The sequence below is a fragment of the Streptomyces sp. NPDC101219 genome (assembly GCF_044767675.1).
In the GTDB taxonomy this organism is placed as follows: domain Bacteria; phylum Actinomycetota; class Actinomycetes; order Streptomycetales; family Streptomycetaceae; genus Streptomyces.
Map to the genome: position 1 here is coordinate 556,382 of NZ_JBIWOK010000002.1, position 14,248 is coordinate 570,629.

12 protein-coding genes are annotated in these 14,248 nt (G+C 74.2%); 3 read left to right on the top strand and 9 right to left on the bottom strand.

Annotated features, from left to right (window positions below):
• Nucleotides 1–101: 101 nt before the first annotated feature.
• Nucleotides 102–512, bottom strand: a complete 411-nt coding sequence (locus tag ACIRPP_RS05820) for a MerR family transcriptional regulator (RefSeq protein WP_403638219.1) — start codon at nt 510–512, stop codon at nt 102–104.
• A 440-nt stretch (nt 513–952) separates the two neighbouring features.
• Between ACIRPP_RS05820 and ACIRPP_RS05825 the strand changes: the two genes are divergently transcribed.
• Together ACIRPP_RS05825 and ACIRPP_RS05830 are read left to right on the top strand one after the other, a co-directional pair.
• Nucleotides 953–2,458: a SulP family inorganic anion transporter gene (locus ACIRPP_RS05825; RefSeq protein WP_403638221.1), complete on the top strand. Its 1,506-nt coding sequence runs from the start codon at nt 953–955 to the stop codon at nt 2,456–2,458.
• A 232-nt stretch (nt 2,459–2,690) separates the two neighbouring features.
• On the top strand, nt 2,691–3,221 hold the full coding sequence (locus ACIRPP_RS05830; protein ID WP_403638223.1) for a DUF4396 domain-containing protein: 531 nt from the start codon (nt 2,691–2,693) through the stop codon (nt 3,219–3,221).
• A gap of 48 nt (nt 3,222–3,269) precedes the next feature.
• On the opposite strand, the gene ACIRPP_RS05835 is transcribed toward ACIRPP_RS05830, so the two are convergent.
• A complete protein-coding gene (locus ACIRPP_RS05835; RefSeq protein WP_192232887.1) occupies nt 3,270–3,923 on the bottom strand; it encodes a response regulator in 654 nt (217 codons plus the stop codon).
• Nucleotides 3,924–4,105: 182 nt separating this feature from the next.
• The gene (locus tag ACIRPP_RS05840) at nt 4,106–5,794 is read right to left on the bottom strand and encodes a sensor histidine kinase (RefSeq protein WP_403638364.1); all 1,689 of its coding nucleotides are present in this window, start codon (nt 5,792–5,794) and stop codon (nt 4,106–4,108) included.
• Between the two features lie 346 nt (nt 5,795–6,140).
• Here ACIRPP_RS05840 and ACIRPP_RS05845 point away from each other — a divergent pair, with 346 nt between their 5' ends.
• The gene (locus ACIRPP_RS05845; protein WP_403638225.1) at nt 6,141–7,955 is read left to right on the top strand and encodes a serine/threonine-protein kinase; all 1,815 of its coding nucleotides are present in this window, start codon (nt 6,141–6,143) and stop codon (nt 7,953–7,955) included.
• Between the two features lie 257 nt (nt 7,956–8,212).
• Here ACIRPP_RS05845 and ACIRPP_RS05850 read toward each other — a convergent pair whose 3' ends face one another.
• From ACIRPP_RS05850 to ACIRPP_RS05875, 6 genes are all read right to left on the bottom strand, one after another.
• Nucleotides 8,213–8,959 carry a class I SAM-dependent DNA methyltransferase gene (locus tag ACIRPP_RS05850; RefSeq protein WP_403638227.1) on the bottom strand — a complete coding sequence of 249 codons (747 nt, stop codon included), beginning with the start codon at nt 8,957–8,959 and terminating at the stop codon, nt 8,213–8,215.
• Nucleotides 8,960–9,018: 59 nt separating this feature from the next.
• Nucleotides 9,019–9,474 carry an SRPBCC domain-containing protein gene (locus ACIRPP_RS05855; RefSeq protein WP_403638229.1) on the bottom strand — a complete coding sequence of 152 codons (456 nt, stop codon included), beginning with the start codon at nt 9,472–9,474 and terminating at the stop codon, nt 9,019–9,021.
• Between the two features lie 265 nt (nt 9,475–9,739).
• Nucleotides 9,740–11,173, bottom strand: a complete 1,434-nt coding sequence (locus ACIRPP_RS05860) for a sensor histidine kinase (RefSeq protein WP_403638366.1) — start codon at nt 11,171–11,173, stop codon at nt 9,740–9,742.
• A gap of 396 nt (nt 11,174–11,569) precedes the next feature.
• Nucleotides 11,570–12,313 carry a response regulator transcription factor gene (locus tag ACIRPP_RS05865; protein WP_403638231.1) on the bottom strand — a complete coding sequence of 248 codons (744 nt, stop codon included), beginning with the start codon at nt 12,311–12,313 and terminating at the stop codon, nt 11,570–11,572.
• Nucleotides 12,314–12,388: 75 nt separating this feature from the next.
• The gene (locus ACIRPP_RS05870) at nt 12,389–13,054 is read right to left on the bottom strand and encodes an FMN reductase (RefSeq protein WP_403638233.1); all 666 of its coding nucleotides are present in this window, start codon (nt 13,052–13,054) and stop codon (nt 12,389–12,391) included.
• The gene (locus ACIRPP_RS05875; protein WP_403638235.1) at nt 13,051–14,136 is read right to left on the bottom strand and encodes an LLM class flavin-dependent oxidoreductase; all 1,086 of its coding nucleotides are present in this window, start codon (nt 14,134–14,136) and stop codon (nt 13,051–13,053) included. The genes ACIRPP_RS05870 and ACIRPP_RS05875 overlap by 4 nt, the downstream gene beginning before the upstream one ends.
• Nucleotides 14,137–14,248 lie beyond the last annotated feature (112 nt).

Genomic DNA, 14,248 nt, shown 5'->3' on the forward strand with positions numbered 1-14,248 from the left:
TGTACTACGGCGGGGACGCGGTGGAGGTCGCCCTCGCGTGTGTGCTCGCCGTGCAGTGGTACACGGTCACCGGCCGCCGCCGCGCCCGCGCCGCGGCCCGGTCAGGGGGCGGGCACCCGCGTCAGGCGAGCGGCCAGGGTGGCGGCGAACTCCTCCGCCCGGGACAGCTGGGTCCGTAGGTCCTCGACCCGCTTCTTCGCGGCCCGGTCGAAGTCGCGGAGCCGCTTGAGCAGTTCCTCGCGCCGGTCGGCGGTGAGGCCGTCACCGGCGGCCGCGTCCAGGCGGTCGGTGATGTCGAGCAGGTCGCGCATCTCGTCGAGGGTGAAGCCGAGGGGTTTCATGCGGCGGATGACCATCAGGCGGGCGACGTCGGCCTCCGTGTAGAGGCGGAAGCCGCCCTGGGAGCGGGCGGAGGGGATGACCAGACCGGTCTCCTCGTAGTGCCGGATGGTGCGCAGCGACAGCTCGGTCCGTGCGGCGACCTCGCCGATCTGCATGTGCTCGCTGCTCACGCGGGATGCCTTCCTCGTCTGTCGCCGGCCGCGGACGGCCGCCGCCGAAACCTACCCTAACGTTAGGGTAGAGTTGGCCCGGCGTCGGGCCGGCCGTGTGCCGTGCCCGTTCCATGGTGCGGGATGCGGTCCCGTGACCGTCAGCCGTGTCGGGGCCGATGGCGCCCCCGGCGACGGACCGTCGCACCCCCCAGAGCATCGAGCATCCCAGGAGAGAGCGTGCGCGTGCCGACCTGTGTCGCCGCCGTCTGTCCGCCGTGACCCCGCGCCGTCCGGTCGGGTCCGGACCCCGCCGGGGTTCTCCGGCGGCCGCCCCCTGACGCCGGTCCGCGCCGCTCGCAGACCCCGGGGCTCGCCCGGGCTCCCCCTCCGCACCCTCATGCCTTCCCGCGCGCCCGCCGTCCCGGCCGGGTGCCCCGAGCACGACAGGTTCCCCTCCCTTGTCCACTCCCGTCCTGTCCCCGACCGCCTGGTTGCGCGGCCCCCGACGTCCCGCCTGGCTGTCCGACCCGAAGGTGCTGCGCACCGAGGTCCTGGCCGGCCTCGTGGTCGCCCTCGCGCTGATCCCGGAGGCGATCTCGTTCTCGATCATCGCCGGGGTCGACCCGGCCGTCGGGCTGTTCGCCTCGTTCACCATGGCCGTCACCATCGCCGTCGTCGGCGGCCGGCCGGCGATGATCTCCGCGGCCACGGGTGCCGTCGCCCTCGTCATCGCTCCGCTGAACCGCGAGCACGGCTTCGGCTACCTCGTCGCGGCCGTCGTCCTGGCCGGCGTCTTCCAGATCGTCCTGGGGGCGCTCGGGGTGGCCCGGCTGATGCGGTTCGTGCCGCGCAGCGTGATGGTCGGCTTCGTCAACTCCCTCGCCGTGCTGATCTTCATGGCGCAGGTGCCGGAGATGACGGACGTGCCGTGGCCGGTGTATCCGCTGATCGCCGCCGGACTGGCGCTGATGGTGTTCTTCCCGAAGGTCACCACGGTGGTCCCGGCGCCCCTGGTGTCGATCGTCGTCCTGACCGTGATCACCGTCGCGGCCGGGATCGCCGTACCGACGGTCGGCGACAAGGGCGAGCTGCCCTCCGCGCTCCCCGTGCCGGGCCTGCCGGACGTGCCGTACACCCTGGACACGCTGACCACCGTCGCGCCGTACGCGCTGGCCATGGCGCTGGTCGGCCTGATGGAGTCGCTGATGACGGCCAAGCTGGTCGACGACATCACCGACACCCGCTCCAGCAAGACCCGCGAGTCCGTCGGGCAGGGCGTCGCCAACATCGTGACCGGCTTCTTCGGCGGCATGGGCGGCTGCGCCATGATCGGCCAGACGATGATCAACGTGCGGGTGTCCGGCGCCCGGACCCGGCTGTCGACGTTCCTCGCCGGGGCGTTCCTGATGGTGCTGTGCATCGTCTTCGGGCCGGTCGTCTCCGGCATCCCCATGGCGGCGCTGGTGGCGGTGATGGTGATGGTGTCCTTCGCGACGTTCGACTGGCACTCCGTCGCGCCGCGGACGCTGCGCCGCATGCCCGTCGGCGAGACCACCGTCATGCTGGTCACCGTCGCCTGCGTGGTCGCCACCCACAACCTCGCCGTCGGTGTCGTCGTCGGCTCGGTCACCGCGATGGTCGTCTTCGCCCGGCGCGTGGCCCGCGTCGCGGACGTCACCGCGGTCACCGATCCCGACGGCTCCACGGTCGTCTACCGGGTGACGGGCGAGCTGTTCTTCGCGTCCTCCAACGACCTCGTCGGCCGCTTCGACTACGCGACCGACCCCGACCGGGTCGTCATCGACCTGTCCGCCGCCCACGTCTGGGACGCCTCGTCCGTCGCCGCCCTCGACGCCATCGAGACGAAGTACGCGCGCCGCGGGAAGACCGTCGAGATCGTCGGCCTGAACGAGCCGAGCGCCAGGATCCATACGACGCTGAGCGGGGAACTCGCCGGACACTGACCGGACCGCTCCGGGACGGAAGGGAGCCCGCCGGGACGGAAGGGAACCCGCGCCGGGACGGAAGGGGACCCGCGCCGGGACGGGAGGGTACGGACCGCCGGGAGACGGAACAGCGGGAGACGGACGACCGGGATGCGGAATACCCCCCCGGGGTATAGTGTTGTGCGTGCCCGAACGGACGGACGCACCCGCCGGGGCGGCCCGGCGGGGGAGCCGATTGGGGATGAGGACCATGGACCACCACACGCGCCATGTCCACCACGAGGGACCCCAGGCGCAGCCCGGCGGACCTCCGGCACCCCACGCGCCCGACACCCCGCGGGCGGCCGGCGCCGACTGGGCGACGGCCGTGCGGGCCACCCTGCACTGCCTCACCGGGTGTGCCGTCGGCGAGATCCTCGGCATGGTCATCGGCACCGCGCTGCTGTGGGGGAACGTGCCGACCATGGTCCTCGCGATCGCCCTGGCATTCGTCTTCGGCTACTCCCTGACCCTCGTCGCGGTGCTCCGCGCGGGCCTGTCCCTCAAGGCCGCGGTCAAGGTCGCGCTGGCCGCCGACACGGTCTCCATCGCGGTGATGGAACTGGTCGACAACGGCATCATCGCCCTCACCCCCGGTGCGATGGACGCGGGCCTGTCGGACGGGCTGTTCTGGTCGGCGCTGCTCGGCGGCTTCGTCGTGGCGTTCCTCGTCACCACGCCGGTCAACAAGTGGATGATCGGCCGCGGCAAGGGCCACGCCGTGGTCCACGCCCACCACTGACCCGGCCCGCGGGCGGCAGACCCGCGGGCGGCCGGCGGGAGACGTCCGTCAGGCGTCCAGGCCGGCGTCCCGGGCCAGGAGGGCGGCCTGGACACGGTTCTCGCACTGCAGCTTGGCGAGGATGCGGCTCACGTACGTCTTGACCGTCGCCTCGCTCATGTGGATCCGCTGACCGGCGTCCGCGTTGGACAGGCCCTCCCCCAGCAGGGCCAGGACCTCCCGCTCCCGCTCGGTGAGTATCTCCAGTCGCCGGCGGGCCCGTTCGGCGCGCTGGGCCGCTCCGCCGGACGCCAGCGAGTCCACGACGTGCCGGGTCGCCCCCGGGGACAGGTACGCCTCGCCGGCCGCCGCAGCCCGTACCGCGCCCATGAGTTCCGCGGGCGCCGAGTCCTTCAGCAGGAACCCGGCGCTCCCCTCGGTCAGGGCGCGCAGGACGTTCTGCCGTTCGCCGAACGTCGTCAGGATCAGCACCCGGGCGCGGGGGACGGCCCGGTGCAGTTCGGCCAGGGCGGTCAGCCCGTCCATGACCGGCATCTGCAGGTCGAGCAGCACCACGTCGACGCCGTGGGTGCGGGCGAGGTCGACCGCCTCGCGGCCGTTCGCCGCCTCGGCGACGACCTCGATGTCGTCGGCGGAGGAGAGGATCATCCTGATGCCCGCCCGGATGAGCGGTTCGTCATCGGTCACGAGAACCCTGATCACGACTCTCCCGTGCGGTCCTGGACGGCCATTCCTGCGAGCACCGGGACATCATCCACGATCCGGGGCCCGCCGTCCCGGCCGGTACCGGTCCCGGCGGCGCGGACCGTGCGGCGCGGACCGTGCGGCGCGGACCGTGCGGCCCGGACCGTGCGGCGCGGTCGCGCCGGTGTCACCGGCGCCCACTACACCGTGACCTCGAAGGACTTCTTCTCGATGAGCCTGCCGTCCTTGAAGCAGAACCGGAACACCGGCTCCTTGTCCCAGTCGTCGGCGACCTCGGTGGAGCGGTAGGTGACGCACTCGGCCCCCGCGGGCTCGGGCGGGGCGCCCTTGTCCAGACCGTCCATCAGGAACGAGTTCCCGCTGGGCAGCTGGGCGCGGACATGGGCCTCGGACCGGCCCACCTCGACCGCCCGGTACTCGTGCGGCTCGATCATGGACTTCTCCGCCTCGCGGAACAGCATGACGGCCCCCACGACCAGTCCGGCCAGCAGCAGCACACCGGCCAGCACGGCCACTCCGCAGCCGATGGCCACACCCTTGCGTCTCTTGTCCCTGTTCATTGCTCTGGCCAACTCCTTCGGGAGAGCGATCCGTTCGAGAACGCGATCACTCTGGCCGAGGGCGCCGGCCGGGCTCTGCCCCCGAAGGTCGCTCACCGGCGCGACGAATGTCGCCGCCGCGCCGGGAGACGGCTGCTGCGCGGGGCCGTCGCCCGGCGAGGTGTACGGCAGGACGCCCGCGAGGCGGAACCCGCCGTCCTCCGTGGGGCCCGCGTGCACCATGCCGCCGACCAGCCGGGCCCGCTCCGCCAGCCCGGTCAGCCCCTGCCCGCCGCTCGTCACCCCGTGCGGCGCGGGCCCCGTCCCCGGCCCGTTGGCGACCTCGACGACCAGGGAGTCGGGCTCGTAGCGCAGACCGACGCCGATGGAGGCGCCGGGCGCGTGCTTGTGCGCGTTGGTCAGGCCCTCCTGGACCATCCGGTACGCCGCGTGGCCCGCCGCGGGGGCGAGGGGACGCGGCTCGCCGGTGGACCGCAGCTCCACGGTCGTGCCCGCCTTGCGGCAGGACTCCACCAGGCCCTCGATGCCGGCCACCCCGCGCGAACGCTGCCCGGCCCCCGCGTCGTCCGGGCCCGGGCCGCCCGCGGGACCGGACGGCGCCTCGACCCCGTCGCGCAGCACGCCGACCACGTCCCGCAGTTCGTGCATCGCCGCCACCGACGCCTCGCGCAGCACCCCGACCGCCTCGCGCTGCCGGTCCGTCAGCTCGCGGTCCACCTCCAGCGCCCCGGTGTGCACGGCGATCAGCGCGAGCTGGTGTCCGAGGCTGTCGTGCATGTCCTGCGCGATGCGCTGCCGCTCTCGTATCCGGGCGTGCTCGGCGACGATCTCGCGCTCGCGCAGGAGCTGGGCGTGGTACTCGCCGAGGATGTCGGTCAGGGTCCGGCGCTGCGACAGGTACCGGCCGCCGAGCCCCGGCACCATGATGAAGAAGAGCTGGAGCAGCGCGCCGAACGCCATGAGCGCCAGGGACAGGTGGGGCAGTTCCCACAGCCCGGACAGCAGGGCGAGCAGATAGGCGAGGGCGAAGGTCCCGAAGGTCCGGCGGGCCCCGTCGATGCGCCGCCCGGCCGACCATGCGGCGACGAACACCACCGCCGTCATCGGGGCGAGCGCCGACGCGGCGGCGGCGACGACCAGCACGGTCGCGGGCAGCACCCGGCGCATCGGGGTGAGCAGCACGACGAGCAGCGCGGTCCCGGCCGTGCGCAGCGCCCCCGCGTCGCTCACCAGGTCGATGCCGAGCGACTGCCCGGCCAGGACGAGGACGAGCAGCGATTCCCCGACGATGCGCCGGACGGGCCACATCCCGGGGGCGAAGAGTGCCCTCACCGGTGCGGTCGGGCGGAAGGCCCGGCGCGCGCCCGCCTCCGGCGCCCGGACGGCGGGGGCGGCCGGGGGCATGGATTCCATGGTTTCCGCGTGAGTCACGGCAGCACGCTACGGCCTGCCGGACGTCCGGCGCTGTGACCTTTGGTCGCGGCCGGCGGCGACGAAAGTCGCACCCGCCCTACGGGACCTGTGCCCTCGGCCCCCGTGGGCGCAAGGCCGGGGCGCCGTACATGGGTTCTCCTACTCAGGCGCTCCGCCCGGCCGGGGGTTAGGCTGCGGCCACTATCGGGGAGGGCCCGGCGCACGGGGAGGGGGACGGCGGATGCGGCAGGTCGGTGACGGGGGCGGCCTGGAGCCACTCGGGCCCGGAGACCCGCGGGAGATCAGCGGCTACCCGCTGGAGGCCCGGATCGGCGAGGGCGGCATGGGCACCGTCTACCTGTCCCGCACGCGCGGGAACCGTCCGCTCGCGCTGAAGGTGATCCGCCGGGAGCACGCCAGGGACCCGCAGTACCGCCGGCGCTTCGCCCTGGAGGCGCAGGCCGCCCGCAAGGTGGCCGGGTACCACCTGGTGCCGGTCCTCGACTTCGACACCGACGCCGAGCAGCCCTGGATCGCCTCCGCCTACCAGCCGGGGCTGCCCCTGGACGCCCTGCTCGACCGGTACGGACCGCTGCCTCTCCCGGCCGCCCTGCAGGTCACCGGTTGTCTGGCCCGGGCACTGCACGCCGTGCACTCCGCCGGGTACGTGCACCGGGACGTCAAGCCCAGCAACGCCCTGATCGGCACCGACGGGCCCTGGCTGATCGACTTCGGGATCGCCCGCTCCGCCGACACCACCAACCTGACCGTGACCGGCGGCATCGTGGGCACGCCCCGCTACATGTCGCCGGAGCACGCCCTCGGCCGGGAACCCGGCCCGGCCAGTGACGTGTTCGCCCTCGGCCTGCTGGCCGCGGTCACCGGCACCGGCCGCCACCCCTACGGGGACGGCACCGGTCTCGGGGTGGCCGCACAGATCGCCGCCACGGACACCAGCCCGCCCGTGCTCGACGACTACCCCGAGCCGCTGCGGCGGATCCTGCGGGCCGCTCTGTCCGCCGACCCCGGCCGCAGACCCGGGGCGGACGAACTGGCGGCGCTGTGCGAGGAGTCGGCGGGCCGGCCGCTGACCGACTTCGCGGCGTGGCTGCCCGCGCCCGTCGCCTCGGCGGTGGCCGCGGCGGAGGAGGCGGCGACCGTCGTGGTGCGCCGCCCGCCGGCCCCGCCCGTGCCGCCCCTGCCGCCGGCGCCCGCCGGTCCGGCGCCGGGGGCGGCGCAGCCCCCGGCCCCGACACCGACGCCGACACCGACACCCACACCTGTCCTGTCCCCGGCTGCCGGTTTCGGGCCGCCGCCGCGCATGGGGACGACGGTCGGTGCCGACCGCCCGGCGCGCTCCCCGCGGCGCGGGCGGATCCTGACCGCCCTGGCCACCGCCCTCGCCGTGGCCGGCCTGACCGTCGCCGGGACGCTGGCGTGGCAGGCCGGCAACGGGCGGCCGGACGACGACCGGGCGGGCAGCGGCACCGACGCGGGCACCGGGCGGAACAAGGGCACCGGCCCCGCCTCCCCGTCCACCGGCCCCGCCCACGACGAGGACGGCGACCAGGGCGGCACCGGGGACGGCGGAGACGGCGGACGCCCGGTGCCGTCGGCCCCGGCCGGCTACACCCTGCTGTTCGCCAACAAGCCCTTCACCTTCGCACCACCGCCCGGCGACGACCGGGCCAACCACCTGGACCTCGACGTCCCCCGGTCCACCACCATGGAACGCGGGGCGCTCGCCGGACCGGCCGAGCTGGTCTACAACTCCGACGGCTGGCTCGGCAGCATGCTGGTGGTCGTCGGGAAGCGGACGACCGTGTGCACGGAGGAGCAGGAGACCGCCGTGCTGTCCCACCCGCTGCCCGCCGCCGAACTGCGGCTCGGGCGGCAGGTGAAGGTCGGCACCGTCCTGTGCTCGATCACCAGCAACGACCACGTGGCCGAGGCGGAGATCACCGAAATCGTGCCGGGCGAGGGCACCGACGGCCTGCCGACGTACAAGGGTTTCGTCACCGCGTGGAAGCGCCCCGCCACGGGCACGGCGGGCTGACCGGGACGGACGCGGACGCCACCCGGCCGGGTCACCGGCAGCGGGCCGGGTCACCGGCAGCGGGCCGGGTCACCGGCAGCGGGCCGGGTCACCGGCAGCAGGCCAGGTCACCGGCCACGGGCCGGCGTTACGGGCCGGCGTTACGGGCCGGCGTTACGGGCCGGCGTTACGGGCCGGCGTTACGGGCCGGCGTTACGGGCCGGCGCTACGGGCCGGCGCCACGGGCCGGCGCCACGGGCCGGCGCCACGGGCCGGCGCTACGGGCCGGCCGGGAGCCGGTAGACGGAGACATGGGAGCCCGAGGCGGCGGTGAACTCGGTGCCGGACCAGTCCGCGTGCCGGGACTCCAGCTCGAACCCTGCCAGGCGGGCCATGAGGTCGAGTTCGGCCGGCCAGATGTAGCGGTGCGGGCTGCGGAACAGCCGCGCCTCCTCGCTGCCGTCCTCGAACCGGAAGTGGTGGGACACGAGGTGCTGGCGGACCACGTCGTAGGTGTCCAGGCCGATGTACCCGGGGTCGTTGTGCCAGACCGTCGCCCGCTGCCCCGGCGGCAGGGCGCGCAGGTCGGGCACGCTCAGCTCGATCACGAACCGGCCGCCGGGGTGGAGATGGCGGGCGGCGTTGTGGAAGCAGGCGACCTGCTCGTCCTGGGTGAGCAGGTTGGAGATCGTGTTGTAGACGAGGTACACGAGCGCGTACACGCCGGGAGCGCGCGTGGTCGCCATGTCGCCGACGACGACGGGCAGGGTTGACTCGTCGGCCTTGGTGCGCAGTTGGGCGACCATCGGGCGGGAGAGCTCGATCCCGGTCACGGGCACGCCGCGCTCCGCGAGGGGCACCGCCACCCGGCCGGTGCCGACGGCGAACTCCAGTGCCCGCCCGTCACCGGCGAGTTCGGCCAGCCGGTCCACGGTGGGGCCGAGGACGTCGGGGGCGAACATGCCGGTACCGGGGGTGTCGTAGCGGCGGGCGGCGGCTTCGTTCCAGATCTCTTCCTGGTCCACTCCGCCAACCCTCCTCGCGGATACGGGCGTTGTCCAACACATTTCCCGCACGGCGCCGGTCAGGACCGCGTCGCGTTCTGGTCCAGGTAGGTGGTGAGGCTGTCCAGGAGCAGGGTGCTGCCCTGCTCGGCCATGTCGCGTTCCTCGGCCGTGTCGCAGGTCTGGCGGAGGACGATCGTCGTGCGGTAGTCGTCCCGCGCGTCCAGTTCCATGGCCATGGTGCTGGGGTCGGCGCCCCCGGGCCGGTCCATGCCGAGGACCAGCAGGCGGGGCTCGGCGACCTCCTGGTAGGAGCCGGTCAGCGGGACCCGGTCGCCGTCGGGAGTGGCCACGGTGGCCTTCCAGGCGCCGCCCGGCCGGACGTCCATCTCCACGGATCCCGGCACGGCGTACGCCCACCGGGCGTACTCGTCGGGGGTGGTCCAGGCCCGCCACACGGTCTCCGCGGGAGCGTCCAGCGTGCGCGTCAGGGCGTAGGAAAAGGGGCCGGTGCGGGGGGTCTGCTCGGTGCTCATGGTGCGTCCTCTCGGAGGTCGTCCACGGTGGGTGTCGTCCGCGGTGGTGTTGCTGTCAAATGGGTAGACACCCGCGGGGCCGCGGACTCATCGGTCGCCCGCGCATCCCTCTGCTCCCCGCGGGGCACCCCGGCCCGCCTGCTTCGTCCCCGCCGGCCCCGCCGGCCCAGCCGGCCCAGCCGGCCCCGCCGGCCCCGCCGGCCCAGCCGGCCCCGCCGTCCGCGCCGTCCGCGCCGTCCGCGGCGCCGGCGTGCGTGCCGCCCGGTCACGGCGCCTCGTGCGCCCGCGTCTCCTCCTCGGCCACGCCGCCCACCGTGAAGCCGATCACCGTCCCGCCGCCCTCCCGCCGGGCCGCGTGCGGCACACCGCTGTGGGCGAGGGCCACCTCGCGGACGATGGACAGGCCGAGGCCGGAGCCGGGCAGCGAACGGGCGTCGGCGGCGCGGTAGAAGCGGTCGAAGACGTGCAGCAGGTCCTGGTCGGTGATGCCCGGCCCCCGGTCGCGCACCTCCACCCGGACCGTGCCCGGGCGGGCGGTCGCGGCCACGTCGATCTCGACGGGCGCGCGGCCGTTCCGGTCGAACTTGACGGCGTTCTCCACCAGGTTGGACACCGCCCGGGTGAGCATGCCGGGCCGCCCCTCGGTGGTGGTGTCCCCGCTCGCCGCGACCAGGATCCGCCGCCCGCTGCGCCGGCGGGCGTGGGCCGCCACCTCCTGCGCGACGTCGGCGAGGTCGACCCGGCGGGGCGGCTCCGTGTCGGACTGTCCCGCCGCCAGCTCGACGAGCTCGTTGACCAGGTCGGTCAGCTCGCGGGCCTCCTGCGTGAGGTCGGCGACCAGTTCCTCGCGGGTGCCGGGCGGGAGTTCGTCGATCCGGCGCAGCAGGGTGATGTTGGTGCGCAGCGAGGTGAGCGGGGTGCGCAGCTCGTGGCCGGCATCCTGGACGAGCCGCCGCTGGTCCTCCTCGGACTGCGCGAGCCGCCCGAGCATCCGGTCGAAGGCGCGGCCGAGGCGGCCCACCTCGTCGTGTCCGGCGACGGGCACCTGGATGCCGAGCCGGCGGGTGCGGGCGACGTCCTCGGCGGCGCGGGTGAGGACGACGAGCCGGCGGGTGATGCGCCGGGCCAGCCACCAGCCGAACAGTCCGGCGCCGACCACCACGGCGGTCATGAGGACGAGGGTGCGGCGCTGGAGGGTGCGGAGCAGGTCCTCGGTGTTGCTGAACTCCTGGGCCACCTGCACCGCGCCCCGGCCGCCGCCCAGGGAGACGGTCGCGACCCGGTAGATGTCGTCGCCGACGTCCACGTCGGCGTGCTCGACCGCCTGCCCGGCCGTGGCGGCCCCGGCGATCCGGCGGTCGGCGGCTTCCACCGGCAGGCCCGGACTGCCCGGGTCGTAGACGTCCCCGTCGGGGCCGAGGACCTGGACGTCGGTCCGCGCGGGACGGACCAGGTCGTGGCCGGGGGCGGTGGAGGAGAAGTCCAGCGGGGTCATGCGGTTGTCCCGCACCTCGTTGCGCAGGTCCTGCACGACCTCCCGGAACACGGACTGCTGGTCCACGCGGACCAGCCGGGCGGCGGCGGTGTAGGAGAGGAAGCCGATCAGGAGGGTGACGGTGGCGGTCACGGCGGCGAAGGCGACCGCGAAGGTGGTCCCCAGCGACAGCAGCCGCGGCCGGAGCGGACGCCCGCACCGCAGCCAGGGCCTGAGCCGCGAGCGGCTCCGGGACGCGGGACGTGGACGTTGTCCGGTCCGGCTGCCGGGGGCGGGACGTGGTTCGGTTCCGCTCCCGGACGGGGGACGCGGTTCCGGCCGGCCGGGCGACAGGGGACGCGGCTCCGGCCCGATACCGGACGGGGGAGGTGGTTCCGGCCGGCCGCCCGACAGGGGACGCGGCTCCGGCCGGATACCGGGCGCGGGACGCGGCTCCGGCCGGCCGCCCGACGGTGTGCGTGGTTCCGGCCCGGCCTCGGGGCTGCTGTGGGGGTCCGGTCCGACCCCGGCCCCGGTGTGCGGTTCCGGTCGCCGTCTGTGCGGTTCCGGTCGCGGTCCGGTGGGGGGTCGCTGCGCCCGGCCATCGTCCGGAGCCGTCACTCAGTCCTCCCGCAGCACGTACCCCACCCCGCGCACCGTGTGGATGAGCTGCGGGGCGTCCGGCTCATCCAGTTTGCGGCGCAGGTAGCCCACGTAGACGGCGAGGTTCTTGGAGCCGGGGCCGAAATCGTAGCCCCAGATGCGGTCGTAGATCGTGGAGTGGTCCAGGACGGTGCCCGCGTTGCGGACCAGCAGTTCCAGCAGTTCGAACTCGGTGCGGGTGAGTTCCAGCTCGCGTCGGCCGCGCCAGGCCCGGCGGGCCTGCGGGTCCATGCGCACCCCGGCCGCCTCCACGGTCCGTCCGGCGGGCACCGGCTCCCGCGGGGTCTCGCGCTCCGCTTCCCGGGGGCCGCCGCTCACGGCGTCGGACACGGGGGCAGCGGCCCGGCGCAGCAGGGCGCGGAGGCGGGCGAAGACCTCGTCGACGTCGAACGGCTTGACGACGTAGTCGTCGGCACCGGCGTCCAGACCGGCGATCCGGTCGGCGGTCTCCACGAGCGCCGTCAGCATCAGCACCGGGGTCCGGTCGCCCTCGGAGCGCAGCGCCCGGCAGACCTGGAGGCCGTCGATGCCGGGCATCATCACGTCCAGCACGAGCACGTCGGGACGGCTGCGGTGGGCCTGGGCGAGCGCTTCGACGCCGTCGGCGACCGCGGTGACCCGGTAGCCCTCCAGGGTCAGGGCCCGCTCCAGGGCGTGGCGGATCGCGCGGTCGTCTTCGGCGAGCAGGACGGTGTGCGGCACGAGGTCCAGTGTGCCAACCGTGACAGCCGTCCGGCCCCGGCTGGAGGGAACCGGGGCCGGGGTCTGAGGGGGATCTCACCCGGTGGGGCGCAGTGCGGCGAGCCGTTCCTCGAACGGCACGACCTCCTCGAAGGAGTCCCGCTCGGGCGTCGCCCGGCCGCCGGGCACCACGGCCGGCCCGTCCGGGGCACCGGACGTCGCCGCCCGGCCGGCGGGGGCCGTGAGCGCCACCAGCTGGCCGGCCGCGCGCTCGATGCGCCCGTCCAGGCCCTCGGCGCCCCAGTCCTCGGAGGCCGCGTAGACGCCGGTGGGCACGACGACGGCCTTGAGGTAGGAGAAGAGCGGCCGCAGGGCGTGGTCCAGCACCAGCGAGTGCCGGGCCGTGCCGCCGGTCGCCGCGATCAGGACCGGCTTCCCTGCGAGGGCATCGGGGTCGGTGACGCTCAGCCCGTCGAAGAACGACTTGAACAGGCCGCTGTATGACGCCGAGAACACCGGGGTGACCACGATCAGGGCGTCCGCCCGCGTCACCGCCTCGTACGCCTCGGACAGGGCCCGGCCGGCGAAGCCGTTGGTGAAGGTGTGCGCGATCTCCACGGCGAGGTCGCGCAGCTCGATCACCCGGACGTCCTCGCCGGGGCCGTCTCCGGCAGCGGCCCGCGCGGCGGCGGCCAGCCGGTCGCCGAGCAGCCGGGTGGACGACGGCACGCTCAGTCCCGCCGATACGACGACGAGCCTCATGCGGGGGTCACCTCCTTGCGGGCGAGCAGCGACGCGTGGGTCGGGGCCTCGGGAGCGTCGGTCGAACGGTTCTTGGCGAACTCCTTGCGGAGCACGGGCACGACCTCCTCGCCCAGCAGGTCGAGCTGCTCCAGCACGGTCTTCAGGGGCAGCCCGGCGTGGTCCATCAGGAAGAGCTGGCGCTGGTAGTCGCCCGCGTAGTCGCGGAAGGACAGCGTCTTCTCGATGACCTGCTGGGGCGAACCCACGGTGAGCGGGGTCTGCGCGGTGAACTCCTCCAGCGACGGGCCGTGGCCGTAGACGGGGGCGACGTCGAAGTAGGGGCGGAACTCGCGCACCGCGTCCTGCGAGTTCTTCCGCATGAACACCTGGCCGCCGAGGCCGACGATCGCCTGCTCGGGGGTGCCGTGCCCGTAGTGCGCGAACCGCGTGCGGTACAGCTCGACCATGCGCTTGGTGTGGTCGGCGGGCCAGAAGATGTTGTTGTGGAAGAAGCCGTCGCCGTAGTACGCGGCCTGCTCGGCGATCTCCGGCGAGCGGATGGAGCCGTGCCAGACGAACGGCGGCACGCCGTCCAGCGGGCGGGGCGTGGAGGTGAAGCCCTGCAACGGGGTGCGGAACTTGCCCTCCCAGTTGACGACGTCCTCGCGCCACAGCCGGTGCAGCAGGGCGTAGTTCTCGATGGCGAGGTTGATGCCCTGGCGGATGTCCTGCCCGAACCAGGGGTAGACCGGGCCGGTGTTGCCGCGCCCCATCATCACGTCCACCCGGCCGTCGGCCAGGTGCTGGAGCATCGCGAAGTCCTCGGCGATCTTCACCGGGTCGTTCGTGGTGATCAGCGTGGTGGAGGTGGACAGGACGAGCCGCTGGGTGCGGGCGGCTATGTAGCCGAGCATGGTCGTCGGCGAGGACGGCACGAACGGCGGGTTGTGGTGCTCACCCGTCGCGAACACGTCCAGGCCCACTTCCTCGGCCTTCAGCGCGATGGCGACCATGGCCTTGATCCGCTCGCGCTCGGTCGGTGTACGCCCCGTCGTGGGATCGGGGGTCACGTCCCCGACGCTGAAGATTCCGAACTGCATCCCGCTCACCCTCCAGGTTGTTTACGGTTCAACTATATCCGTGGAACGGTGCGCCCGCACCTCCTATTCCCGCTGCGCCCACCCGTCCGCCCGAGTACCCGTGTCCGGGCCG

Excerpts from the sequence above, each read along its gene's own strand:
- ACIRPP_RS05870 (WP_403638233.1), bottom strand. The coding sequence starts at position 13,054 with ATGAGGCTCGTCGTCGTATCGGCGGGACTGAGCGTGCCGTCGTCCACC.
- ACIRPP_RS05875 (WP_403638235.1), bottom strand. The coding sequence starts at position 14,136 with ATGCAGTTCGGAATCTTCAGCGTCGGGGACGTGACCCCCGATCCCACG.
- ACIRPP_RS05855 (WP_403638229.1), bottom strand. The coding sequence starts at position 9,474 with ATGAGCACCGAGCAGACCCCCCGCACCGGCCCCTTTTCCTACGCCCTG.
- ACIRPP_RS05845 (WP_403638225.1), top strand. The coding sequence starts at position 6,141 with ATGCGGCAGGTCGGTGACGGGGGCGGCCTGGAGCCACTCGGGCCCGGA.
- ACIRPP_RS05830 (WP_403638223.1), top strand. The coding sequence starts at position 2,691 with ATGGACCACCACACGCGCCATGTCCACCACGAGGGACCCCAGGCGCAG.
- ACIRPP_RS05840 (WP_403638364.1), bottom strand. The coding sequence starts at position 5,794 with ATGTGGCCCGTCCGGCGCATCGTCGGGGAATCGCTGCTCGTCCTCGTC.